The organism is Stenotrophomonas sp. 85239_Sma, assembly GCF_056481725.1.
The window spans coordinates 414,863-438,060 of the sequence record NZ_CM151163.1; the positions used below are offsets into that span (position 1 = coordinate 414,863).

Below are 23,198 nucleotides of genomic sequence, written 5' to 3' on the forward strand. Positions count from 1 at the left end.
TCCTCCGTACGGGGGGTTCTACCTTCGTGGAATGGCTTTTCCCCGCAGGGGTCACCCATACCCACCGGTTTTGTTTTGCAGTGCAGCGTGCAAAGTGCTTTCGCAGCCCGCACGATGGCCCTGCATCCCGACGTGGGGGAGGGAGCAGAGCCCGCTGGCAGTTCGCTGCAAGCGGGCTTTTTTATTGCCTTCCACCCATTATGAATACGCGCGACACACCGGGTCGGATCCTTTTGCCACGGGCAAAAGGCTTTGACCCGCGCAGTGCCAGCCATCTGGGGTCGGCGCCCTTCGCCGTTGGCAAAGGGATCCGACCCCGCGAGAATCGAGGCATGACCCTCGCTCCCGCTGAACTGCCCGCGTCCCTGCAGCCCCTTGTCGACCGCGCCCTGGCGCGCCTGGCCCAGGTCCTGCCCGAGCCCGTCCCGGCTGATCTGTTGCCGCTGCTGACCCGGCTGGCGGTGGCCAGCGACTTCGCGCTGGACACCCTGGTGCGGCAACCCGCGCTGCTGGCGCAGCTGGCCGCGCCCGGTTGCCCGGCGATTCCGGCGCCAGTGCTCGATCCGCTGCAGCCCAGCGACTGGCCGGCGCAGATCCGGCGCTGGCGCACCGCCATGTCGACGCGGCTGATCTGGCGCGACCTGACCGGTCTGGACGATGTGGCCCAGACCCTGGCCGGCGCCACCGCCCTGGCCGAGGAGTGCCTGCGGCTGGCGCTGGAGGCCCTGCAGCAGGAATTCGCACAGCGTCACGGCGTGGTCCGCGATGGCGAAGGCACGCCGCAGCAGCTGGTGGTGTTCGGCCTCGGCAAGCTCGGTGGTGGCGAGCTCAACTTCAGTTCCGATGTGGACCTGGTCTACGCCTACCCGCACGGCGGCGAATCCGACGGCCCGCGCGCGTTGGCTGCCGAGGAATATTTCGCGCGCCTCGGCCAGCGCCTGGCCAAGCTGCTGGATGAAACCACCGTCGATGGCTTCAGCCACCGCGTCGACCTGCGCCTGCGCCCGTTCGGCAGCGCCGGCCGCGTTGCGCTGTCGTTCGCGGCGATGGACCAGTACTTCCAGCGCGAAGGCCGCGACTGGGAACGCTATGCCTGGCTGAAGGCGCGCGCCGTGGCCGGCGACATCGAGGCCGGTGAAGCGTGGCTGCAGACCCTGCGCCCGTTCGTGTATCGCCGTTACCTGGATTTCACCGCGCTCGACGGCCTGCGCGAGATGAAGGCGGCGATCACCGCCGAAGTCGCGCGCAGAGAGCTTCACGAAGACATCAAGCGCGGTGCCGGCGGCATCCGCGAAATCGAGTTCCTGTGCCAAGCGCTGCAGCTGATCCGCGGTGGCCGTGAGCCCGCGCTGCGCGAGCGCCGGCTGCTGGTGGCGCTGGAGGCACTGGTGGCGGCCGGGCAGATCGCGCCGCAGGATGGCAGCGCACTGCGCGAGGCCTACCTGTTCCTGCGCCGGTTGGAAAACCGCCTGCAGATGCTGCGCGACGCGCAGACCCACGTGCTGCCCAGCGACGCGCTGGACCGCGAACGCATCGCCGTCGGCCTGGGCTATCCCGACTGGGATGTGCTGCGCGCGGCGCTGGCCGTGCAGCAGCAGCGGGTCAGTACCGAATTCGCCGCGCTGCTGGCGCCGCGCAAGGGCCAGGCCGCGCCCGATGCACTGGCCAACTACTGGCGCAGCCTGCCCGAGGGCAGCAATGCGCCGCTGCTGGCCGAAGCCGGTTTCCTCGATGCCAATGGCGCCGACCAGTCGCTGCGCGATTTCGCGCAGGGCACCGGCGTGAAGTCATTGTCCGATGCTGCACGTGCGCGGCTGGATCGCGTGCTGCCCGCGTTGCTGCATGCGGCAACGCGCTCGCCACAACCGGATGCCGCGCTCAAGCGCGTGCTTGGCCTGCTGCAGGCGGTGCTGCGCCGGACCAGCTATCTCGCGCTGCTGGACGAACAGCCCAGCGCACTGGCGCGGTTGGTGGACGTGCTGGCGCGCAGCGCGCTGCTGGCCGAGCGCCTGGCTGCATACCCGCTGCTGCTGGATGAGCTGCTGGACGTGCGCGTGTCCGGGCCGATGCCGGATGCCGCCGGCATGCTGGCCGAGTGCCAGCAGGTACTGGCGGTGGACGATCCCGAATCCGCGCTGCGATGGCTCAACGAGACGCGGCTGGCGCTCAGCTTCCGCATGGCAATGGCCACGCTGGACGGCCGCCAGGGTGCAGTGGACAGCACGCGGCAACTGGCCGAGCTGGCGCAGGCGGTGGTGGTCACCGTGCTGGCGATGGCCGAGGCGGATATGCGCGCTGCGCACGGTGATATTCCCGGTGGGCGTTTCGCGATCATCGGCTACGGCAGCCTCGGTGGGCTTGAACTGGGCTTCGGTTCCGACCTGGACCTGGTGTTCCTGCACGACAACCCGGCCGGCGTGGACGCCAGCGATGGTGCACGTCCGCTGGAGCCGGGGCGCTGGTATGCGCGCCTGGCGCAGAAGGTGATGGCGCTGCTCGGTGCAGTCACCGCTGCCGGGCGCCTGTACGACATCGACGTGCGCCTGCGCCCGGACGGTGGCAAGGGGTCGCTGGTGTCTTCGCTGGCCAGTTACACCGAATACCAGCGCGAACGTGCGTGGACCTGGGAACACCAGGCGCTGGTGCGCGCGCGTGGCGTGGCCGGTGATGCCGGCCTGCTGGCCGATTTCGAGCAGGTGCGTGCGCAGACGCTGGGCCGCGAACGCGATGCCGGTGTGCTGTATGCCGACGTGTTGAAGATGCGTGGGCGCATGCGCACCGAACTGGACCGCAGCGATGCCGCGCGCCTGGACCTGAAGCAGGGCGCCGGTGGCGTGGTGGACCTGGAGTTCCTGCTGCAGACCGGTGTGCTGGTGCGCAGTGCACAGCACGCGGCGTTGCTGCAGCCACGCGATACGCCATCGTTGATCGATGCGTTGGCCGCTGTTGGTTTCCTGCCGGAAGGCACCGCGCAGGCGTTGCATGGAGCGCATGCCACGCTGCTGGAGGTGGGCCTGGCCTGCACGCTGGACCGGCGCCCGCGGCTGGCCCCGACCACGCCGGCGATTGAAGAGGCGTGTGCGGCGATCACGGCGGCGTGCATCGCCGCGGAGCTGCCGTTCGCCTGAGTGCCGGTAGCAGCTTTTGGGTAGGTGCCGACCGTTGGTCGGCACCATCTGTCAGCCGCAATGAACGCTTCAGGAGCGTGCCGACCAACGGTCGGCACCCACCAGATCGTTGGCCCGGTGATGCCCCGCTGTTGGCAGCTACCGGATCAATGGCCCGGCGATGGTCTGCTATTGGTAGGTGCCGACCGTTGGTCGGCACAATCTGTCAGCAGCGATGAACTCTGAAGGAGCGTGCCGACCAGCGGTCGGCACCCACCAGATCATTGGCCCGGTGATGCCCCGCTGTTGGCAGCTACCGGATCAATGGCCCGGCGATGGTCTGCTATTGGTAGGTGCCGACCGTTGGTCGGCACAATCTTTCAGCGGCGATGAACTCTGATGGAGCGTGCCGACCAACGGTCGGCACCCACCGGGTTCAAGGTGTGTGCCAACCAAGGTTGGCACCTACCAGAGCGACAGCGGTCAGCTGGTGGCGCGCAGCGGCGCCATCTTCCACAGCAGCGCGCGGAACGGGGCCAGCAGGCACACGCCGATCGCCAGCTTCACCGCCAGGTCGCCGGCGGCCCAGCTCACCCACGGCAGGGTGGAACCGGCAAACGCAATCGACCAGAAAATGGTGGTATCCACCGTCGCACTGCAGGTGGTGGCCACCATCGGTGCGCGCCACCAGCTACCACGGCGCAGGCGGTCGAACACGGTGATGTCCAGCAGCTGGGCCACGATGAACGCCGAGCACGAGGCAATGGCGATGCGCGGCGTCGCCACCCAGATCGACAGCAGCACCGCCACCGCGAAACCGATCCACGCCACACGGCGCGCCGGGCCAGGGCCGAAGCGGCGGTTGATCAGGTTGCTGACCAGGAACGCGACCGGATAACTGAAGGCACCCCAGGTCAGCCAATCGTTGATCGGGTACTGCACCAGTACGTTGGACAGCAGCACCACCGCGCCCATGGCCAGCACCGCCAGCACCAGGGCGCGGGCGGTCAACGGGGCAAACACAGGGGCAGGACGCACGGACATGGCGAGCCAGGGGGACAAAGGGGATCGCCCATTATCCGCCCGGCCCGCAGCAAAGCCAAAACCGGTCGTTCAGCTTTACAGCGCTTCGCTCATCACGTCGCCAGCGGCATAGGCGGTCGGTACGTAGGCAAGGGCCTGGCCCTGTGCGCTCTTCACGGTCCAGCCGGCACCCGCGTCGGTCGGGTCGAAGCGCACCTGCTGGCCGACAACGAAACCGGCGATCGGGTCATCGCCTGCAACGGCTGGCCATTGCAGCGTTGCGGTCTGGTCGGCCTTGCCGGGCACCTGCAGGTGCACCTGGCGATCACCGGTTGGCGTGGTGGCGACCTGCTTCACTTCCATCGGTGGCAGCGGCACCGCCGGCGTGCGTGCGGCGACCTTGCCGTTGCGCTCGCTGGCCTTGAACGGGGCCTTGGACAGTTCGGCCAGTCCCATCGACGTGGCCAACGGAATCGACAGCACGATCAGCGACGTGACCAGCACGCTGGTCTGGCCGCTGTTCAACTGCGGCGCAGCGCCGGCATGGACGGTGGGCACCAGCAGCGCGGAGAGCAGCAGGGCAGAAGCGGGAACGCGCAGGCAACGGAACATGCAGACCTCCTGGTCAGCGTGGGGACGGCGGCTCAGCGCCGGGTATCGAAAATGTCGCGTGGGCCGGTGGCCTCGGGCAGATATTCCAGTGGGCGGCCCTGGTTGTCCTTCAGCTGCCAGCCCTGGTCGGCGCCGGTCGGTTCGAAGTTCACGGTCTGGCCCACGGTGAACTGCACGGCGGGGTCGCCGATGCCGCGCGGGTACTGCATCGACGCGGTGTTCTGCGGGTCGTTGGCATCGCGCAGCAGCACTTCGCGGCGGCCATCGACGGTGGTGGCGATTCCACTCACCTGCATCTGCGGCAGCTTGATCTGCTGCGGGCGGGCCAGCGGCTGGCCGGCGTCGGCCGCATCCTGGGCTTCCTTCGCCGCCGCCGCGCGGGCCGAGGCCACCATCTGCGTGGACATCTCCAGGCTCGGGCCCTGCGGGCCCGGGTCATGGATGATCACGATGCGGCGCTCAGCGTGGGCGGCCGATGACCAGGCCAGCGCGCTGACGATCAGCATCGATACCAGGGGTTTGTGCAGCAGGCGCATGTCGTTCTCCTTGCGTGATTCAGGGCGAGGCTGCGGCGGCACCGGCCACCGGCACGTGGGGGATCACCAGTTCCTGCTGCAGCTGGCTGCGCTGGTGCAGGAAGTCGAACACCGATTCCACCGTCACCACCGAATAGTTGCCGGAGATGCGCTCGCCGGCCGGATGGTCGGTGGTGGTGGCGTTGGCCACGAACAGGCGCGCACCCACGCGCTTGCCGAGGCCGATATGCAGCACGCTGGGCTGGTACTTCTGCTGGCGCAGCCACTGCTGCGCCTGTTCGCGCTTGACGATGGCCGGCGCGCCTTCGGCCTGCGCCATTGCTGCGGCCAGCACCTCCAGCACCCACTGGTTGGAGTTCTGGTAGTCGGTGGCAAACGGGTAGGCGACCACGTTGTACTTCGCTTCGTGCAGCGCCTTGGGCTGGATCGAGGGCGGCACCAGCATCGCGCGCAGCGCCGCACGCAACGGCGCAGACGGCACGCCGATGCGCAGGTCGGTATGGCCACCGCTCTCGCCGACGAAGTTGCCCAGGCCCTCGTGGTACAGCTGCGAGCTGTCGGTCTTGCAGCGGTTGAGCAGGTGCATCGCGCGCCAGCGGCCGTCGTCCTCGCGCAGCAGGAAGGCCAGGTGGCTGTGGCGCAGGCCGTAGCGGCTCAGGTCCTGGCCACCGCGCGCGGCCACCACCACGTCCACGTCGGGCAGCGCGTCCAGGCGTTCGGCGGTGGTCCAGGCCACGTCCAGCATTGCCGCCTGCGACGCCACGCTCGGGTAACGTTCGCGGCACGCGGTGCTGTTGGCCCATGCCGGTGCGGTCGCCAGCAGGCTGGCAATCAGCAGCGCGGCGCGGGGCAGGCGGGAAAAACGATCCATGTCGGTACCTTCAACGGCGGGCAGGCCCGCGCGCCGATCATACGCTGCTCAGCGCAGCGGGCGATCCACGCCCTTGCGCTTGAGTTCCCTGTCGCAGGCGTCGCTGATCGGGGCGATCGGCAGCGGCGGGCGCTCGCCCGTCTTCGGATCGCGCAGCGCCGGCTGTTCGCGGTATGCATCCAGCTGCTGCTGGCATTGATACGAGATCGGATCCAGCTCGGTGGGCGTGGTGGAGCACGCGGCGAGCAGGGCCAGGGGCAGCAGGAGCAGGGTGCGCATGAAGACGTTCAGCGTGATGGAGGAAGCTGGACTCTAACCGCGCAGCTGGATCGAAATGTTCAGAAATCGCTGGATGATCGGGACCTGCCGGCCAGCGGCCGGCACTACCGCAATGCCAGCCGCGCTTTCACTTCTGCTGCTATCCGTGCGGTTTCGCGCAGCGGCTCGATGCGGTCGTACTGCCAGTCCAGCCAGTGCGCCTGCAATCGCCCGCGCTCGCGCAGCTGTTGCTGGAAGCGCGCCAGCCGCCCCTGCACGGTATCGGCCAGCGCCACCATCACCGGCATGCGCGTGGCGCAGGCTTCAGAGAGCAGATTCACCGAATCGGGCGAGACCACCACGCGGTTGGCCCAGCCGAGCAGGCCGCCATAGGGATTGGTGCCGTCGCCGCCATCGCCCCAGATCACGTGTGGCAGGTCGGCGAATTTCGCGCGCAGGATCTCGGCCAAGGCCGGTGGCGTGCGCCGCGAGGTGGTCGCCAGCAGGCTGCCGCCTTCGCTGCGGATCTGGTCGGCCAGTGCCTGGAACACGCCGACCATCGCCGTCTCGTCCCACGGTGCCAGCGGTGTCGGGCCGCCCACCAGCAGTGCGGTGCGCGGGCCGGGCAGGGTGCTGAAGCCGGCGAACGCGGCGCGGCCCCAGGCCAGCCAGTCGTCGTCCACCGGGTTGAGGCTGCCGAGCAGGGTCAGCACGTTGTTGCCGCGCAGGGCATCGTGTTCGGGCACCACCACTACATCCCAGTGACGCGCGCCGATGCGCGGGTCGAGGATCTGCACCACCTGGCTGCCACGTGCGCGCAGCACGCGCAGGGCGCCAGCGGCCTGTCGGCCACAACCGATCGCCAGCGCCGGGGCGTCGGCAGCCAGCGTCGCGAAGGCCTCGCCGTAGCCGTTCACATCACCAGGCAGGCGTCGCGGCGACAGCCAGCGCCAGGGCGCGCGTGGCTGCAGCAGCAGCGGCCGATGGGTGCCCTGGCGCAGCGCCGTGGCCAGCGCGACCGCCTGGCGGACATTGCCCGCACGGCCGTCTGTGACCGTCCAGGGCGCGCTCGATCGTTTCACCATTGGCATTAATTCGTTTCAGCCCTGCTGGGTGTTGCAACAGTCGCGACACTCTACACTGCGGCTCGTCGTTTCGCCCCGCGCCGCCCGCGGGCACTGACTTCCCTTAGCCGCCCTGGAGTTCACCGATGTCCCACGCGCTCGACGCTGCTGCCCTCGATCAGCTGTTCCGCACCGCCCGTACACAGAACGCCTTCCTCGACACGCCGGTCCCGGCCAGCCTGCTGCAGGAACTGTACGACCTGGTGAAGTGGGGCCCGACCGCGGCCAACACCACGCCGGCCCGCTTCGTCTTCGTCACCTCGAAGGAAGCCAAGGACAAGCTGGCCCCGGCCCTGTCCGAAGGCAACCTGGCCAAGACCATGGCCGCCCCGGTTACCGCCATCATCGGTTTCGACCTGGACTTCCACGAGAAGCTGCCGTACCTGTTCCCGCATACCGATGCCAAGGCCTGGTTCGACGGCCCGCAGGAAGGCCGCCACGAAGCCGCCATCCGCAACGGCAGCCTGCAGGGTGCGTACCTGATCCTGGCCGCGCGCGCGCTGGGGCTGGATGCCGGCCCGATGTCCGGCTTCGATGCGGCCAAGGTGGATGAAGCCTTCTTCGCCGGCACCTCCATCAAGTCGAATTTCCTGGTCAACCTGGGTTACGGTGACCCGGCGGGCCTGTTCCCGCGTCTGCCGCGCCTGTCGTTCGACGAAGCGGCGCGCATCGCGTAAGTCGCTGTATCGATTCCGGGCCGCCCCCTTGGCGGTCCCTGCTGTACCCACCCTACGATCCGGAGAGTTCCTGAGATGAGCGCCACCCGTAAACTGCTGCTGCCGCTGGCCCTGACCCTGGCCATCGCCGCCTGCTCCAAGCCGGCCGACACCGCTGCCCCGGCTGTTGACGCCACCGCCCCGGCCACCACCGAGCAGGCTGCCACCCCGGCTGCCGATGCCGCCGCCGCTGCGCCGGCCGCCGAAGCGATCAAGATCGCCTCGGGCACCTACAAGCTGGACCCGAGCCACACCGACGTGCTGGCGCAGTGGAGCCACTTCGGCTTCTCCAACCCGAGCGCGCACTTCGGCAACGTCGAAGGCACCCTGGTGTACAACGCCGAAGACGTGACCAAGTCCACGGTGGAAGTGAAGCTGCCGCTGAGCGGCCTGAACAGCTTCACCACCAAGTTCGACGAGCACCTGAAGAGCGCCGACTTCTTCGACGCCGCCAAGTTCGCCGATGCCACCTTCAAGAGCACCAAGGTGGAAGCCGCCGGCACCAACAAGCTGACCGTCACCGGTGACCTGACCATCAAGGGCATCACCAAGCCGGTCACCCTGGACGTCACCGTCAATGGCGGCGGCGAGCACCCGATGGCCAAGGTTCCGGCCGCCGGCTTCGACGCCACCACCACCCTGAAGCGCAGCGATTTCGGCGTCGGCGCCTATGCCCCGAACGTCAGCGATGAAGTGAAGATCCGCATCACCACCGAAGCCACCGGCGAAAAGCCGGCCGCTTGATGCACCCAACTCACTCGTCGTGAGAAGGCAGAAGGCCCGCTGAAAAGCGGGCCTTCTTTTTGGGTGCCGGTAGCGCCGGCCGCTGGCAGGCTGCGGACCTGGATTCGGTGGGTGCGGACCGTTGGTCCGCACGATCCCTCAGCGCAACGTGCCCAACCACGCCACGCACGCGTCGCTCGGGCTCTGCTTGGCCTTCACCGCCAGCCCGCTTACGCGCACGAAGGTCTGCGCGGCCTGCGCCACCACCTGGCGTGCGATCAGCGCCGCCTGCTTGGTCGCGGCCTGCTGCTTGCGCAGCTGCACGATGTTGATCGAAGGCCGACCGACCGGTGCGTACTTCTGGTCGCGGCGCAGCACGTCGGCCACCTGTGCCACTTCGAACTCGGCCTGCAGGTAGCGGTGCTGTGCTTCCACCAGCTCACGCAGCGGTACACGCAGGGCAGCGGTGTCGGCGAAGGCAGCCAGCGCCGCATCGCAGGCAGCGTCATCGGCAAAGCGGGTACGCAGCGCGTCCACGCTGGCCAGGGTCAGTTTGGCCATGCGGGCCTCGTTGCTGCAGGAAAGGAGCGCGATTGTCGCATTGCTTGCCGGGTCGTGCCGGCCGCTGGCCGGCAACTGCATGGGAATGTGCGGACCAACGGTCCGCACCCACCAGTCGATGGCGGTCCGCACCCACCGAGGGCGGAGCAGCCGAGCATGGGCTCGGATCTACACAGTCAAGAGCGTGCGGACCAACGGTCCGCACCCACCAGGGAGAGTCCGCACCTACCGTCTTTTGCTCAATCGCCGTCGGTTTCGTCCGGGTGGGCCTTCCAGTAGCCGGTCGAGCGGATCCAGTCGCGCGGCACGCCAAGATGGCCTTCGATGAACTTGCGCATCATCCGCGCGCGGCGCGATTCGGTGGCGATCCAGTAGAAGACATCGCCGTCCGGTGCTTCGAAGTCGGTCAGCATGTCTTCCAGCAGCGTGCTGCTGGCCGCCGGGAAGCCGTTGCGCTCCAGCCAGTGGATGCGCACGTTCTCGTACTGCGGCAGGTCCTGGCGCTCGGCTTCGTCGCTCACTTCGATGAAGGCCTGCACCTCGGCGCCGTCCGGCAGCACGTCCAGCCAGCGGGCGATTGCCGGCAGCGCGGTTTCATCGCCGATCAGCACATAGGCGTCGTAGCTGTCGGCCACCACGAACGAGCCACGCGGGCCGCCGATCACCAGCACGTCGCCAGCCTGCGCCTGCTCGGCCCACGGCCCGGCAATGCCCTGGTCGTGCAGCACGAAGTCGATGGCCAGCTCGCCGGTTTCGTGGTCCCACCAGCGCGGGGTGTAGTCGCGCGCTGGCGAGGGCTCCTTGCCGGCCGGGTAGCTACGGCCTTCAGCGGTCAGCACCGGCAGCACCATCTCACCGCTGCTGTTGGGGAAGAACAGCTTGATGTGGTCGTCGGCGCCGGGCGAATCGAAGCCGGCCAGATCGTCGCCGCCCAGCACCACGCGGCGCATGTGCGGGGTGACTTCTTCGGTGCGCAGCACGGTCAGTTCACGGAAGCGCACATCCAGGCGCAGGCGCGTGTTGTTGTGTTCGGTCATGGGGATACCTGCAAAGGTGTCGCGCGGGGGCGCGCGGCGTAGGGGAGACCTGGCTGGAGTCAGTCTGGCTGGGTCGTTGAAAGTGGTGATGCCTCGCTACCGGCGGTACCGTTCAGCAGGGCCGAGGCCCGCGTCAGCAGCGCCGCCACCTCGTCCGCCTCGCCCTCGGCCCAGCGGCCGTGGTGGTGCACCAACGCCCGCTTGAACTCGCGCAGGGCAGTGGCCAGCGGCGGCGGCAGCGAGGCCTTGGTGATCTCGCGGGCACGGTCGAAGGCACGCCGTTGCGCCAGCCGTACCTGGGTGCGCTGCACCTTCAGCTCGAACTCGCCAGCGGCGGTGATGCGGAAGATCCGCTTGCCGTCCACTTCCTCGGCCTCGATCCAGCCGGCCTGCTCGAAGCTGGCCAGCAGCGGGTACATGGTGCCGGCGCTGGGCGTGTAGGCCTGCATGAACTGGTTGCTGATCAGCTGCATCAGCTCGTAGCCATGGCGCGGCTGCTCGCCGATCAGGGCCAGCACCAGCAGGCGCAGGTCGCCGCGGCTCAGCACGCGTGGCTGGCCGTTGCGGCGCGGCACTGCCGGATCGGTGGAACGGGCTCTGGGAGAAACGGTACGGCTCATTTCGATATATCGGTAAACGAGTGTGCAAACGATATATCGATATATCGAAGCCGGCAATCATCGATCCGGCCACAAGCAGGTCCGTTTTGGGCCACGGCCGGCCACGCGCACAGCAAAAGGGGCGCCCCTTTCAGGGCGCCCCGGCGATGCTGTGGAAGGGAGCAGGGCCGCCAGGCCCATCACTCGCGGCCCACGCTGGACCCGCTGGCGGCACCGATCCAGAGGCAGGTGCGACATGTTGTCGCCGGTTCAGTACCGTCGCCCGAACCGCCCCTACGGCGGTGCCGGAGTTGCCCTACAACCGTCATCGGCAGCAGTAACACTGCGTCCTGCACATGGGCGCAGCGGCCCGCAAGCGACAGCCCGCGCAGCCGCCAAGGCCCGCCGCAGGGCCGTCAGCGGGCCTGGCAAGCCCCTTGCGGACACTGGCCGGTTGCATCCATACGCCTGCGTAGCCAAGTGACGAAAGCCCTTGGTGCGCTACACTTTGCGGTCTAGAAATCTATACAACAGTCGCGCGCGTGCGTGCGGTTATGGGAGCGCTAATGAACTGGTTGAACGAGGTGCTGAACAACGACCCGAATCCTGTGGAAACCCAGGAGTGGATCGAGTCGTTGAAGGCCGTTATTGATGTCGAGGGCTCCGAGCGCGCGCATCAGCTGCTGGAAGGCATGGTGGAACTGACCCGTCGTTCGGGCGCCTACCTGCCGTTCTCTCCCACCACCGAGTACGTCAATACCATCGAGCCGCAGCTCGAGGCCAAGAGCCCGGGCAACGCCGAGTTGGAATGGCGCATCCGTTCGATCATCCGCTGGAACGCGATGGCCACCGTGGTGCGCGCCAACCGCAAGCCGGGTGACCTGGGCGGCCACATCGCCTCGTTCGCCTCCGGCGCCACCCTGTACGACGTGGGCTTCAATCACTTCTGGCGCGCCCCGAGCGAAAACCACCCGGGCGACCTGCTGTTCATCCAGGGCCACAGCGCCCCGGGCATCTACGCGCGTTCCTTCCTGGAAGGCCGCATCAGCGAAGAGCAGCTGGACAAGTTCCGCATGGAAGTGGACGGCGGCGGCCTGTCCTCGTACCCGCACCCGTGGCTGATGCCGGAGTACTGGCAGACCCCAACCGTGTCGATGGGCCTGGGCCCGCTGGCCGCCATCTACCAGGCGCAGTTCATGCGCTACCTGGAAAACCGTGGCCTGATCGAGAAGTCCGACCGCAAGGTGTGGTGCTTCATCGGCGACGGCGAGAGCGACGAGCCGGAAACCCTGGGTGCCATCGCGCTGGCCGGCCGTGAAGGCCTGGACAACCTGATTTTCGTGGTGAACTGCAACCTGCAGCGCCTGGACGGCCCGGTGCGCGGCAACGGCAAGATCATCCAGGAACTGGAAGGCGTGTTCCGTGGCGGCGGCTGGAACGTGATCAAGCTGCTGTGGGGCGGTTACTGGGATGCCCTGCTGGCCAAGGACAGCGACGGCGTCCTGAAGAAGCTGATGATGGAAACCGTCGACGGCGAATACCAGAACTGCAAGGCCTTCGGCGGCGCGTATACCCGCGAGCATTTCTTCGGCAAGTACCCGGAAACCGCTGCGATGGTGGCCGGCCTCAGCGACGACGACATCTGGCGCCTGAACCGTGGTGGCCACGACCCGCACAAGGTGTACGCCGCCTACCACCAGGCCGTGAACACCAAGGGCATGCCGACCGTCATCCTGGCCAAGACCGTGAAGGGTTATGGCATGGGCAGCGCCGGTGAAGCGCTGAACCCGACCCACCAGACCAAGAAGCTGGACGACGAAGCGGTGCGCCACTTCCGCGATCGCTTCAACATTCCGGTGACCGACGCGCAGCTGGCCGACGGCCAGGTGCCGTTCTACCACCCGGGCCCGGATTCGCCGGAAGTGCAGTACCTGCAGGAACGCCGTGCAGCCCTGGGCGGTTACCTGCCGCAGCGCCGCCGCAAGGCCGACAAGACCTTCGTGGCGCCGAAGCTGGAAGCCTACGAGCGCCTGCTGAAGAGCAGCGGCGAGCGCAGCTACTCCACCACCATGGCCTTCGTGCAGAGCCTGAACATCACCCTGCGTGACAAGGAACTGGGCCCGCACATCGTGCCGATCGTGGCCGACGAAGCCCGTACCTTCGGTATGGAAGGCCTGTTCCGCCAGATCGGCATCTACGCGCCGTTCGGCCAGAAGTACAAGCCGGTCGATGCCGACCAGCTGATGTTCTACCGCGAAGACCAGAGCGGCCAGGTGCTGCAGCAGGGCATCAGCGAGCCGGGTGCGATCGCCTCGTGGATGGCCGCCGGTACCAGCTACTCGGTCAGCAACGTGCCGATGCTGCCGTTCTACATCTACTACTCGATGTTCGGCTTCCAGCGCGTGGGCGACCTGGCCTGGCAGGCGGCGGACATGCGTACCCGCGGCTTCCTGCTGGGTGGCACCGCCGGCCGCACCACGCTGAACGGTGAAGGCCTGCAGCACGAAGATGGCTTCAGCCATCTGGTGGCCGGTGGCATCCCGAACGTGCGCAGCTACGACCCGACCTTCGGCTTCGAAGTGACCGTGGTGCTGCAGCACGGCACCAAGCGCATGATGGAAGACCAGGTGGACGAGTACTACTACGTCACCCTGATGAACGAGAACTACACCCACCCGGAAATGCCGGAAGGTGCGGCCGAGGGCATCATCAAGGGCATGTACCTGCTGACCGACGCCGGCAAGCCGAAGAAGGGCGAGCTGCGCGTGCAGCTGCTGGGTTCGGGCACCATCCTGCGCGAAGCCATTGCTGCCGCCGAGCTGCTGGACAAGGACTTCGGCGTGACCGCTGACATCTGGAGCTGCCCGAGCTTCAACGAACTGCGTCGCGATGGTTTCGACGTGGAACGTGCCAACCGCCTGCATCCGGAAGGTGAGCAGCGCAAGGCCTACGTGACCGAGCTGCTGGAAGGCCGCCAGGGCCCGGCGATTGCCGCCACCGACTACGTGCGTGCGTATGCGGACCAGATCCGCGCGTTCGTGCCGATGTCGTACACCGTGCTGGGTACGGATGGTTTCGGCCGTTCGGATACGCGTGCGAACCTGCGCCGGTTCTTTGAGGTTGACCGGTACTACATCGCGCATGCCGCGATTGCGGCATTGGCGAAGGAAGGGAAGATGACCGCGAAGGATGTGGCCCGGGCGATCAAGCAGTACAAGATTGATCCGGAGAAGGCTAATCCTGTTGGGGTTTGATTTGACCATCCCGCCCTACAGGCCAATCTAGAGAGAGGCGGTCACTAAGGTGACCGCCTCTTCTTTATTTGGCCTGGCCCCACTACAGTAGACGGTAGCCGGATCACTGACTGAGCGAGCTGTCCCGGGATATCTAGTTACTGTTAATCTGAGATCTCGCTGGCTCGGTTAGTGGCCTATACATGGATTGATCGACGCTAATGCAACCCAATACGACTCTTAGAACGCGCCTAATGTCACTGTCGGCAAATCAGCCGAAAGAATGGCGAATGACGGGTAAAGAGGCGCGTCCAGGCTTACATGGACTTATTCGTTACCCGGCCATGATGGTTCCAAGTATGCAGGGCGATATTCTTGATGCAATCATCAATGTCAAAGGGCATGATTTTCTTGTAATTGATCCCTTTGTAGGGTCAGGTACTACAATGACCGAGGCGCTAGCGAGGGGCCTGGATTTTACTGGCGTCGATATCAATCCGTTGGCTATCCTCGTGTGCGAAGCAAAAGCTGAGATTGACCGGGGTGTGGACATTTCAGGGAGTTTCGCTAAGCTCTACACGCTTCTCCTGCGAGATTCTGAAAATCTCGTGGATGTTGATTTCCCTGGAAGGGATAAGTGGTTTAGCGCAGAGGCTGCGGTAAACATATCTCGCATTCGCCGCGCAATTCAAGCGATCCAGAATCAGACGATTCGAAAGCTGCTTTGGGTGGTGCTGGCGGACACTATTCGCGTTTCCTCAAATAGTAGGACGAGCACCTACAAGCTTCACATAAGGGAGGCGGGAAACTCGCCAGACCCGAATAAGATCATTCCGCATTTCATAGCTAGCGTAAAATTACTCATCGAGCGCGAGCGCAGTTATCGCGATCTTTTAGGGTCGCGCTCTCGCAAGCCGCAAGCGAAGCTTATCTGTGGAGACCTTAGATCAGCCGCACTCTCAAAGAGCCGAACGAGGTCAAATATCGTAATCACATCGCCACCATATGGCGATAATCAGACGACGATACCATATGGTCAGTATTCATATCTGGCTTTGCAATGGATCGATGCTTTGGACCTACCATCGGACGCATCAGAGATAATGAGGAAGAACTCACACTCTCTAGACTCGGCTAGTTTGGGAGGCAAGGTCGCCAATGCTGCGCGATCGGATGAGGTTATGGAAATTTCCCAAAGCTTGAGGGATTTTCGAAAACAGGCGGATGCGCTCGGCAAGGTGAGGGAAACGCGTAAAGTTCTAGCGTTTATGCAGGACTACTTTGACGCCTTGAAGAAGATTAGGCCTTCCACGTCGGGTGGGACTTACTGGGTTTTCACAACGGGAAACCGCAGGGCAGCCGGTCTGACCGTGCCGTTCGATCGAATAAATGAAGATTTTGCCGAGTACTTTGGGGGGCGAATTATTGCTTCCATTCAAAGAGAGCTGCCTGTAAAGCGGATGCCCGCAAAGAATTCCCAGGGCGAGATGATTACCGCAGAGACCACTATGGTTGCGGAGTTTTCCTGATGTCAGACATCCAACAAGAAGATCCGCACCTGCGCGTCAGTGCCCACGTTCTAGTGCAGCTTGGAGGCGAGCTGGTAACTGACGTGGAGCAGGCGATACTTGAATGCGTTAAGAATGCTTATGACGCTGATTCACCAGGGTGTCGCATCGATATCGACTCTCGTGCATACAATGAATTAGTGGAGGTGGGCCCTGTTCGTAAGTTCAAGGACCACACAAAGTCCACGGACACGGTTCGTGTATCACTTCGAAAGCACAATGAGCAGGATGGCGGAGCGAGGCAACCGAAGCATGGAGAAGCTGCAGAGCTAGATCCTGCGGAACTGGACCCTGGCGAGATCGTGGAGAGACACCTGACCTGCACAGGTCGAATTACGATTAGCGATAGCGGCGACGGAATACCATTCGAGAAAATTAAGGGGAGTTGGCTGATGATTAGCGGCTCCGCAAAGCGAGTGGGGGGGAATGGCCCGAAAGGGAAAACCAACCGAGGTCGAACACCTTTGGGCGACAAGGGGCTCGGGCGACTGGGTACCATGAAGCTCGGCGATGTTCTGCTCGTTGAGTCCGCAACCTCGAAGGATGCAGACGTATCGTCAGCGCAGTTCCGCTGGACAGACTGCGAAACCGCTGTCGCTGTGGATGATGTGCCAGTGACGTCACTTCAGAGGTTGAATAATGAGAGGCTTAAGGGGACGCGCGTCAGCATTTTCGGCCTCAGCGACTTGCTGGAGTGGCGTCGCCCCGGTCGAGTGGATGAGTTGGCTCGGAGCTTAGCAAGGCTGGTCTCTCCCTTTGAGGCAACCACTACTTTCCCCGTTACTTTGACCCTGGACGGCCACGAGCATTCGTTGATGGCCGTAACAAATCAGGTGCTTTCTCAGGCGGTAGCGGAGTTCACATTCGAATGGAAGCCTGGGCCCAATGGCCAGATGATCCTCGAACAGACTGCCCGTTTCAAAAGGGCGCTTTTCGGCGAGGCGAGGTCAGACGAGGCGCGCGCTAAGTACGAGATGGCATTTGGGAGCGACGATGGGGCGGCGTTCATAAAATTCCTTGATAAGTTCTCAAAGACTAGAGCATTCACCAAGATTGCGGGTGTAGAGCCATGGTTCCTGGAATTTAAGGGGCAGCGAGCTTGGGAGCACGTTCTTCCCGATAATGTTAAATCAATCGAGGATCCCGGCGCATTCTCGGGTGCGTTCTATTTCTTTCACATGGACGCGATACAGAATGAGGCCGCGAGTGGGATATCCGTAAACAGAAAGCTGATTAAGCAAATGGCCGGGATATCGATCCTGCGTGATGGATTCCAGGTTCGGTCACAAACTGACTGGTTAGAGCTCGCCACCGCTATGACTGGCGGTAGTAGCTATCATATGCGGGTCTCCAACACGATTGGGTACTTTGCACTTTCTGGGCAAGAGAACTTTGGTTTGACGGAGAAGTCTGACCGAGAAGGGTTCGTAGAGGACGCTGCTTACCGTGGCTTTCATGCGATCGCGCTAGAGTGCAAAAAGTTCGCAAACAATTCCCTGGAAGGTCTGCGACGAGCCCTCGATGCGTTCTATGCCGAGCGAAAAGTCCCCGAGAAGGAGGGGGCTCCGCTATCCGCCGATGCTTCGGTCTCCGAAGTCGCTGGCGCGCTTGGTGCCCTGAAGAAGTTTCAGGACGTGGCGGATGATGCGGTCAACTCGCTCAATGCAAGAGTTCTTGCGCTGAGTAAAAACGACGCCCAGTCGCTCTCCGTGGGATCGAAGCAGGCTCTGACTGAAGTTCAAGACGTGGTGGGCCAGATTTCAAGGCTCCATGCAGCTGTGCGAAGCGAAGTTGCAGTTGATGCCTTCGAGATGCTGCGACTCGAGAGGAGTGAGCACCGCGATCAGCTTCTAGCAATGGTTGAGAGCGCTGCGGTTGGTCTTAGTGCGCGCGGGCTAGCTCATGAGCTAAGAACCCATCTCGGCGAAATTCGATATCGCCTCACACAGATAAACAGATCGAGCGAGAGTGCGGCCAGTGGTGTGATCTCCCGGCACGTTAACTCGATTCGCGCCTCGTGTTCCGCAATTATGAGCGCGGCGTCACTAATTGATCCCCTGCTGCCGCGCTCCAGGGCAATAAAAGACAACTTCACCATAGGCGAGTTCGTGACCTCGTATTGGGAGGCGCGGAAGGGCGTGTTTGAGCGTGACGCAATCACCGTAGACATAAAGTCTCCTGAAGCTGGCCCGGAGCTTAAGGTGAATCGTGCGAGAATGCTCCAAGTCTTGGATAATCTGGTCAAGAATAGCGCGTATTGGGTCTTGCGTGCTGATAGTGGTGCGGACACGATAGGCGAAAGATGGATTGCAGTTGAGGTCACAAATTTTGGCTATATAGTCAGCGATTCTGGGCCAGGTGTGGATGTGCTCTATGAGCATTCGCTCTTTGATATGTTTGTTACGGGAAAGCAGAACAAGGATGGCGGACAAGGCCTTGGGCTATTTATTTGTAAACAGCTTTTACAGGCCGATGGCTGCAGTGTGAGGCTGCTGCCGGATCGAAATGAACTTGGTAGGCGCTTTAAGTTTGAAGTCGACCTGAGTAATGTGAAGGTATAGCGAGGGGGCTATGGATCTGGCGAGTGCGCTTGTAGCATTGGGTGTGACACGGTCTATTTGGATTGATGATCACTTCGGAGGTGGGTATGATGATCTCTTTGAGATAATCTATTCCGACTTAGAAGTGGCGCGTCAAGTTAATTTTGATGGGCTCGAGGGTGCGTTGCCTGATGAGGACTATGACGCCCAAGGCGAAAGGTTGCGAGATTTTGTTGGTAAATTGAATGAGCAGCAATCATCGCAGCTTGAGCAGCTCTTTCTGACCGCCCAGCGCGAGTTTAGAGGGCTGGAGGTAAAGGAGTTAGACAGAAACTCAATTCAGCGAACAAGTGAGCTTCTTGGCATTGAGGAAAATGACAAGATAACATTTGATGATGCCGAGAAAATTATCCCTGAGCTTTGTAGGGGCGGTGACTCCAGTTATGGTTACATCGTTGATTTGACCAATCGAGCGAAGGGATTGGATGGTCTCGATACACTTGCAACACTTTCGTCATCCAATTCTCAAGGTACGATATTCATCTTGACGCATGAGGCTTCGTTGCATAACGAAGCTGAAAAAGAGGCTGAACTTCGAGAGAAGTTTATCGTCAAGAACAAGAGTCTAAATGCTCCTCCGATTTGCGTAATATCAAAGGCAAGACTGGAGGATGCGGGCGAAGACGATGGTGCACTTGAAGAGCAGCTGAAGGTGGCTCTCAAGAGAGCGGGGCTGCGCAGAAGTGTGCATGGTGTAATTGGGGTTGCTGAAAATGCACTGGCAATAGCCATGAATGGTGCTAAAGCAGAGTTGTTAGATATTCCTCCTGAGCAGTTGGATAGATTCATAGTTCAACGTGCCTACGATGAGGGCGTCTCAGAACTTCATGTGGTAGAGCGAGCGCTATCTGCGAAGATCGCCGATGGTCTCCGCACCACGTTTATGAACGATTCGCGCGTTCTTGAGCATGTTCGCCGAATTCGAGATCTCCAGCCGGTCGAGCTGAAGCCCACTTTGATTGGTCCGCCTCACTCAAGCTTGGAGAAATTTAGGCGGATGGAGATATGGGAAGAAGGTGATGTAATAAATGCCGCGCTCTCCCCAATCAGTTGTGGTGATGTTTTTGTGCTTGACGGAATAGAGAACAGAAAGGCAGATTTCGTCGAAAAGAGGTACATACTTTTGGGTCAGCAATGCGATATCCAGCTTCGATCAGATGGCAAGCGGGGGCAGTCCTATGCCTTCTTCGTTCCCATTGTTGAAGTAAAGGACCCAAAGAAAAGTGAGTCTGCTCAGTTGAAGTCCAAACCACTTCCCTTTTTGCTGAACTCCAAGAGTTGGAGGATCGACTACCGAGATGCAACACAGGTAAAGCTCGCGGTTCTGGATCTTGCTTCGTTTAGAAGCGATGGAAGGGTGGCGTTCGATAGTACACAAGTTGCAGCGGGAGCTCCTAGCATGCTCCGAGGACTTGAGACTCTTTATTCCGGCTTAACCTCCCCAATTGCGAAGGTTCTCAAGAATCCGCCGACGGAAGAAGAAGTGCTTTCGGATATTCGGTGCCAGCTTACCTTTACATCTGATAAGCCCTACAAATCTATTCATCTGCCTTGGTACAAAAAGAGTGGCAAGGCGATAGTTAGAGGTGAGAATGTGAAGTACGAAGATCGTGTCACATGGTCCCTGCGAAGAGACGGACGTGTTCGTGCTCCGTACTCGTCCTCGTTGTTGCGTGAATTACTCTCGATCTCTGGTCGAGATGCGTTCGATGTGGACTTCGCGCCGGCGGCGATCACGGAGGGCTAGAAGTCAACTGTTTCGTCCCACGTGCGCGTGGGGCGAGCCCCTCGAAGTCCGAAGTTCGGTCGGACTCGTCGCTACTTTGGGTCTTTTCGGGAGATTTATTGATTCGATCTGTTTGGAATTTCTGGGGACGTCTGTAAGGCTCGATCTAATGTCCAGCGCACTGGTTTGGGCTCGCTCTGCTGATCGTCTGCGACACCGCTTATTCCCAGGCTTCCACGGCCTAATTAGAAGGAGTGAGTCAATAGGCCAGAGCTACTGGCAAGCCCCTCTGCCTATCAAAAACAACATCTCGGTGAAATTCCAGAAAATTGCTCTGCTTCTCCGAAAAAAAGCCATTTCGAAGAGGTGAGTTCAAATTCAGGCCGATTCGATCTCGTACATCGGAAGGCAAGCCGCTGGATATGAGTAGACGACCACTCGACGAGAAGCTAATCCATCCCCGATCAAACAACAGATCTGCATGCGGAGCCAGCAACAGGCCGTTCTCGCCATCAACGCGCTCGCTATGGGTACTATCTGCCCATGGCTTGATGTGGCTCGCGCGTAGGAATCTAAGGTCCTCAATGCCGGTCAACCGGCAACCCTTCTCAATGCCAATCAGACGCTCGCGGAAGAGGCGTTGCTTCGTCCGCACTTCGGTTTCGCGTCTTGCGCTCGTCGAGCCAACGTCATGGAACGTAGCATCGATTTCTGCTTGATCCGACTCACCCGCCGTGAGGCCCAGCGAGGCTTCCAGTGATTTCAAGCGGAACACGATCGCAGATCTAGGCTTCCCTTCGCGATCTGGCGTGCCAGGCCGAACGTAGGAGGACTTGCAGATGAACCTACCAAGGTACCGGCAGGGCCGCCTCTTGCCCATCATCTGGAACACTACGAGCGTCTTGCCATCCCTGACGTGCTCACCAATCGCTCGGTTGCCCGCCACGTACTTCATGTCTCCGACTTGACCCTCGCCGAAGTAGTGAAAGACTTCGTCGTCGTCCCAGAAATCATGGTAGCCATGAGACACGCCGGCCTCGCCAGTGAACGCGATGACTAGCGGATGCTCCCTGGGTGTCGAAATGCCGCCTTGCTGTTGCCCGCCAAATACACCGTGGATCTGCTTTTGACGGTTGTAGAGCGCGCCCACCTCGAATGGGAGTTCCATACTAGATCCCTGTCCCAGAAGCTAAGTGCCCAGGATTCTATCCAGAACCAGGTTCCTTGTGTCATTGATTGACGCGTTTGGCTGCCGGGGCAGGGTGCAGATGGGAGTCTACTGGGGTGCAGGCCTAGGGCAGCTGTTCTCAGGTGCGCTCAAGTTCCTCCTGCGTCTCTCTGGTGAGCCCCATCCATCTTTCCAGCGCTGTAGCCCTATTGCATCGCCTGCGATCGTAGACATGGTGGCTATCAGAAGACTTGGTCCAGAGTTGTCCACGAACAGAATGGCATCGCCACGTAGGCTCATATCAAAGAAGTGTCTACTGGGATCATGCTTTCCGATGGTGACGCCTTGGCAAGACAACGCTTCAGCAAAGCTCTCGGCGTCGGCCCGAAACAGGGCAAACTCCGACTCGGTGAGTCTTGGGTAGTTCTCAAGACTCATTGTGGTGGCTGGCGCGTACGCCCCGCCAATGATAAATCCCAGTAGTGCTGCCGCCGTCAGGGCAAGCAAAGTCCGGCTCGGCATAGTGAGGCCAGTGTTGGAGGCTAGAGAGCTCAGACAGCGGCGAATGCTTCGGACCGTGCATACGATCCGCACATTGCATTCGATGTGCGTAGCGAAGTGCGCGCTACTCCCGCACCTGCAGCCGCTCAATAGCCTGCGCAGTCAACGCTACGCACGCCATCTTCAACCCTTCCATCACCCGGTCTCCCAGGTACTCCTCGGGCGCGCCGTTCTGCCGAGTCCGCTCCGCAGCCAACATAAGTTCCGCCACCACACGCAGTCCGGCCAGCGCGCAATCCGCATCCGCCAACTGAAGGCAGCGCCCAGGCAGTTGATGCCGCTCCGGCCAAGGCTGGCCATCCGCAGCCGCACCAGCTCCGATACGGCGCAGCGTGGCGACGAAGGCGTTGGTATCGACGGAAGGTTCGCGCTCGGCTTCGGCGTTGTCCGGATGGTACTGCGCGTGCAGGGAACGGAAGTCCGATGTGTTCATGGCAATGCTCCGTACAGGACAGATAGCAGCGCCACCGATAAAGGTGGCGGACGGTGCGTGGTTCGAAAGCCGGACAGTAACCAAGCCGGTGGGTCCGAAGACCCCCACGCACCGCCCGCCATGGAACGCGAACGGATTGCCAGCCGGCGCCACCCAAAAGGTGACGCCGGCTGACAAGCGCAAAACACAAGGCTACTGAGCGGGCTTTCGAACCCCGCGCCACCCTTTTCCGGTGGCATGCCAAGGTGTACTCGCATGGTTGCGAGATGCCAAGAAACCGTAGGCCGCAGAGGCCGCAAATGCTGACGCTTACGGCATTGTTGCATGGAGCACGCGTGGCAGAACCCTTGCGGTGCAGTGGTTTCGGCCGGTGTTAAGTTACCGCCCGAATGCGCATTGAAAAGCACGGTTTGCAGAGGGTCGGGGTCTCAAAAGCGACAATCCGTCTGCAGGTCTGAGATCCGAATCGTGCCGATTGCGACACAACTTAACTTTCCGACGCCACGCCCGGCCGTGGCCACAGCGCATCGTCGCGCTCCAGGTCGTAGTCGCTGCCGAACGCCAGCGCCGCCTCGCGCGGCTGCAGGTCTGCGTAGCAGACCAGCAGGTACTCATCCATGCCGGCGTCGCTATGGTCGATGGCAAACAGGTGGAGGAGCTCCTTGTCGAAGGCTTCCAGCCATGTCGGGTCGATCTTGGTCATGGGCGTCCTCCAGTGGAGGAGGGAGAATGGTCTGCCTCC

19 protein-coding genes are annotated in these 23,198 nt (G+C 62.4%); 7 read left to right on the forward strand and 12 right to left on the reverse strand.

The features are described from left to right. The first annotated feature begins 332 nt into the window (after positions 1–332). Positions 333–3,128, forward strand: coding sequence for a bifunctional [glutamate--ammonia ligase]-adenylyl-L-tyrosine phosphorylase/[glutamate--ammonia-ligase] adenylyltransferase (gene glnE / locus ACYKG1_RS01885; protein WP_478471659.1), 2,796 nt, complete (start codon positions 333–335; stop codon positions 3,126–3,128). Between the two features lie 462 nt (positions 3,129–3,590). On the opposite strand, the gene ACYKG1_RS01890 is transcribed toward glnE, so the two are convergent. From ACYKG1_RS01890 to ACYKG1_RS01915, 6 genes are all read right to left on the reverse strand, one after another. Next, positions 3,591–4,151 carry a queuosine precursor transporter gene (locus tag ACYKG1_RS01890; RefSeq protein WP_087921316.1) on the reverse strand — a complete coding sequence of 187 codons (561 nt, stop codon included), beginning with the start codon at positions 4,149–4,151 and terminating at the stop codon, positions 3,591–3,593. A 75-nt stretch (positions 4,152–4,226) separates the two neighbouring features. After that, on the reverse strand, positions 4,227–4,742 hold the full coding sequence (locus ACYKG1_RS01895; RefSeq protein ID WP_262227179.1) for a hypothetical protein: 516 nt from the start codon (positions 4,740–4,742) through the stop codon (positions 4,227–4,229). Positions 4,743–4,774: 32 nt separating this feature from the next. Continuing rightward, on the reverse strand, positions 4,775–5,278 hold the full coding sequence (locus tag ACYKG1_RS01900; RefSeq protein ID WP_202908105.1) for a hypothetical protein: 504 nt from the start codon (positions 5,276–5,278) through the stop codon (positions 4,775–4,777). Positions 5,279–5,297: 19 nt separating this feature from the next. Next, complete coding sequence (locus tag ACYKG1_RS01905) at positions 5,298–6,149, reverse strand: DUF2145 domain-containing protein (protein ID WP_100471084.1); 852 nt, start codon at positions 6,147–6,149, stop codon at positions 5,298–5,300. 48 nt (positions 6,150–6,197) lie between these two features. Then, complete coding sequence (locus ACYKG1_RS01910) at positions 6,198–6,428, reverse strand: hypothetical protein (protein WP_046984459.1); 231 nt, start codon at positions 6,426–6,428, stop codon at positions 6,198–6,200. Between the two features lie 104 nt (positions 6,429–6,532). After that, complete coding sequence (locus ACYKG1_RS01915; protein WP_100471085.1) at positions 6,533–7,492, reverse strand: mitochondrial fission ELM1 family protein; 960 nt, start codon at positions 7,490–7,492, stop codon at positions 6,533–6,535. A gap of 125 nt (positions 7,493–7,617) precedes the next feature. Between ACYKG1_RS01915 and ACYKG1_RS01920 the strand changes: the two genes are divergently transcribed. After that, a complete protein-coding gene (locus ACYKG1_RS01920) occupies positions 7,618–8,208 on the forward strand; it encodes a malonic semialdehyde reductase (RefSeq protein WP_100471086.1) in 591 nt (196 codons plus the stop codon). Positions 8,209–8,283: 75 nt separating this feature from the next. Beyond that, positions 8,284–8,991, forward strand: a complete 708-nt coding sequence (locus ACYKG1_RS01925) for a YceI family protein (protein ID WP_478471662.1) — start codon at positions 8,284–8,286, stop codon at positions 8,989–8,991. 138 nt (positions 8,992–9,129) lie between these two features. On the opposite strand, the gene ACYKG1_RS01930 is transcribed toward ACYKG1_RS01925, so the two are convergent. The 3 genes from ACYKG1_RS01930 to ACYKG1_RS01940 all read right to left on the reverse strand — a co-directional run bounded on the left by ACYKG1_RS01930 (position 9,130) and on the right by ACYKG1_RS01940 (position 11,188). After that, positions 9,130–9,531 (reverse strand): hypothetical protein, encoded by a 402-nt coding sequence (locus ACYKG1_RS01930; RefSeq protein ID WP_478471664.1) that lies wholly within the window; start codon positions 9,529–9,531, stop codon positions 9,130–9,132. Between the two features lie 239 nt (positions 9,532–9,770). Then, complete coding sequence (locus ACYKG1_RS01935) at positions 9,771–10,568, reverse strand: siderophore-interacting protein (protein WP_430767139.1); 798 nt, start codon at positions 10,566–10,568, stop codon at positions 9,771–9,773. 59 nt (positions 10,569–10,627) lie between these two features. Then, positions 10,628–11,188 (reverse strand): PadR family transcriptional regulator, encoded by a 561-nt coding sequence (locus ACYKG1_RS01940; protein ID WP_478471667.1) that lies wholly within the window; start codon positions 11,186–11,188, stop codon positions 10,628–10,630. A gap of 545 nt (positions 11,189–11,733) precedes the next feature. Between ACYKG1_RS01940 and aceE the strand changes: the two genes are divergently transcribed. The 4 genes from aceE (at position 11,734) to ACYKG1_RS01960 (ending at position 20,315) form a co-directional block, all read left to right on the forward strand. After that, entirely contained in the window at positions 11,734–14,421 is a 2,688-nt protein-coding gene (gene aceE / locus ACYKG1_RS01945; protein WP_100471090.1) for a pyruvate dehydrogenase (acetyl-transferring), homodimeric type, read from the forward strand. Between the two features lie 233 nt (positions 14,422–14,654). Beyond that, positions 14,655–15,929, forward strand: a complete 1,275-nt coding sequence (locus ACYKG1_RS01950) for a hypothetical protein (protein WP_478471669.1) — start codon at positions 14,655–14,657, stop codon at positions 15,927–15,929. After that, entirely contained in the window at positions 15,929–18,529 is a 2,601-nt protein-coding gene (locus tag ACYKG1_RS01955) for an ATP-binding protein (RefSeq protein ID WP_478471671.1), read from the forward strand. Before ACYKG1_RS01950 ends, ACYKG1_RS01955 begins: the two co-directional genes overlap by 1 nt. Before the next feature lie 10 nt (positions 18,530–18,539). Next, a complete protein-coding gene (locus ACYKG1_RS01960) occupies positions 18,540–20,315 on the forward strand; it encodes a hypothetical protein (protein WP_478471673.1) in 1,776 nt (591 codons plus the stop codon). A gap of 238 nt (positions 20,316–20,553) precedes the next feature. Here the strand turns inward: ACYKG1_RS01960 and ACYKG1_RS01965 are convergent, their stop codons facing one another. The 3 genes from ACYKG1_RS01965 to ACYKG1_RS01975 all read right to left on the reverse strand — a co-directional run bounded on the left by ACYKG1_RS01965 (position 20,554) and on the right by ACYKG1_RS01975 (position 23,159). Beyond that, a complete protein-coding gene (locus tag ACYKG1_RS01965) occupies positions 20,554–21,462 on the reverse strand; it encodes an HNH endonuclease (protein ID WP_478471674.1) in 909 nt (302 codons plus the stop codon). A gap of 625 nt (positions 21,463–22,087) precedes the next feature. Then, complete coding sequence (locus ACYKG1_RS01970; protein WP_478471675.1) at positions 22,088–22,456, reverse strand: hypothetical protein; 369 nt, start codon at positions 22,454–22,456, stop codon at positions 22,088–22,090. Positions 22,457–22,943: 487 nt separating this feature from the next. Beyond that, a complete protein-coding gene (locus tag ACYKG1_RS01975; RefSeq protein WP_478471676.1) occupies positions 22,944–23,159 on the reverse strand; it encodes a hypothetical protein in 216 nt (71 codons plus the stop codon). Positions 23,160–23,198: the final 39 nt, after the last annotated feature.

Excerpts from the sequence above, each read along its gene's own strand:
- glnE (WP_478471659.1), top strand. The coding sequence starts at position 333 with ATGACCCTCGCTCCCGCTGAACTGCCCGCGTCCCTGCAGCCCCTTGTC.
- ACYKG1_RS01890 (WP_087921316.1), bottom strand. The coding sequence starts at position 4,151 with ATGTCCGTGCGTCCTGCCCCTGTGTTTGCCCCGTTGACCGCCCGCGCC.
- ACYKG1_RS01895 (WP_262227179.1), bottom strand. The coding sequence starts at position 4,742 with ATGTTCCGTTGCCTGCGCGTTCCCGCTTCTGCCCTGCTGCTCTCCGCG.
- ACYKG1_RS01900 (WP_202908105.1), bottom strand. The coding sequence starts at position 5,278 with ATGCGCCTGCTGCACAAACCCCTGGTATCGATGCTGATCGTCAGCGCG.
- ACYKG1_RS01905 (WP_100471084.1), bottom strand. The coding sequence starts at position 6,149 with ATGGATCGTTTTTCCCGCCTGCCCCGCGCCGCGCTGCTGATTGCCAGC.
- ACYKG1_RS01910 (WP_046984459.1), bottom strand. The coding sequence starts at position 6,428 with ATGCGCACCCTGCTCCTGCTGCCCCTGGCCCTGCTCGCCGCGTGCTCC.
- ACYKG1_RS01915 (WP_100471085.1), bottom strand. The coding sequence starts at position 7,492 with ATGGTGAAACGATCGAGCGCGCCCTGGACGGTCACAGACGGCCGTGCG.
- ACYKG1_RS01920 (WP_100471086.1), top strand. The coding sequence starts at position 7,618 with ATGTCCCACGCGCTCGACGCTGCTGCCCTCGATCAGCTGTTCCGCACC.
- ACYKG1_RS01925 (WP_478471662.1), top strand. The coding sequence starts at position 8,284 with ATGAGCGCCACCCGTAAACTGCTGCTGCCGCTGGCCCTGACCCTGGCC.
- ACYKG1_RS01930 (WP_478471664.1), bottom strand. The coding sequence starts at position 9,531 with ATGGCCAAACTGACCCTGGCCAGCGTGGACGCGCTGCGTACCCGCTTT.
- ACYKG1_RS01935 (WP_430767139.1), bottom strand. The coding sequence starts at position 10,568 with ATGACCGAACACAACAACACGCGCCTGCGCCTGGATGTGCGCTTCCGT.
- ACYKG1_RS01940 (WP_478471667.1), bottom strand. The coding sequence starts at position 11,188 with ATGAGCCGTACCGTTTCTCCCAGAGCCCGTTCCACCGATCCGGCAGTG.
- aceE (WP_100471090.1), top strand. The coding sequence starts at position 11,734 with ATGAACTGGTTGAACGAGGTGCTGAACAACGACCCGAATCCTGTGGAA.
- ACYKG1_RS01950 (WP_478471669.1), top strand. The coding sequence starts at position 14,655 with ATGTCACTGTCGGCAAATCAGCCGAAAGAATGGCGAATGACGGGTAAA.
- ACYKG1_RS01955 (WP_478471671.1), top strand. The coding sequence starts at position 15,929 with ATGTCAGACATCCAACAAGAAGATCCGCACCTGCGCGTCAGTGCCCAC.
- ACYKG1_RS01960 (WP_478471673.1), top strand. The coding sequence starts at position 18,540 with ATGGATCTGGCGAGTGCGCTTGTAGCATTGGGTGTGACACGGTCTATT.
- ACYKG1_RS01965 (WP_478471674.1), bottom strand. The coding sequence starts at position 21,462 with ATGGAACTCCCATTCGAGGTGGGCGCGCTCTACAACCGTCAAAAGCAG.
- ACYKG1_RS01970 (WP_478471675.1), bottom strand. The coding sequence starts at position 22,456 with ATGAACACATCGGACTTCCGTTCCCTGCACGCGCAGTACCATCCGGAC.
- ACYKG1_RS01975 (WP_478471676.1), bottom strand. The coding sequence starts at position 23,159 with ATGACCAAGATCGACCCGACATGGCTGGAAGCCTTCGACAAGGAGCTC.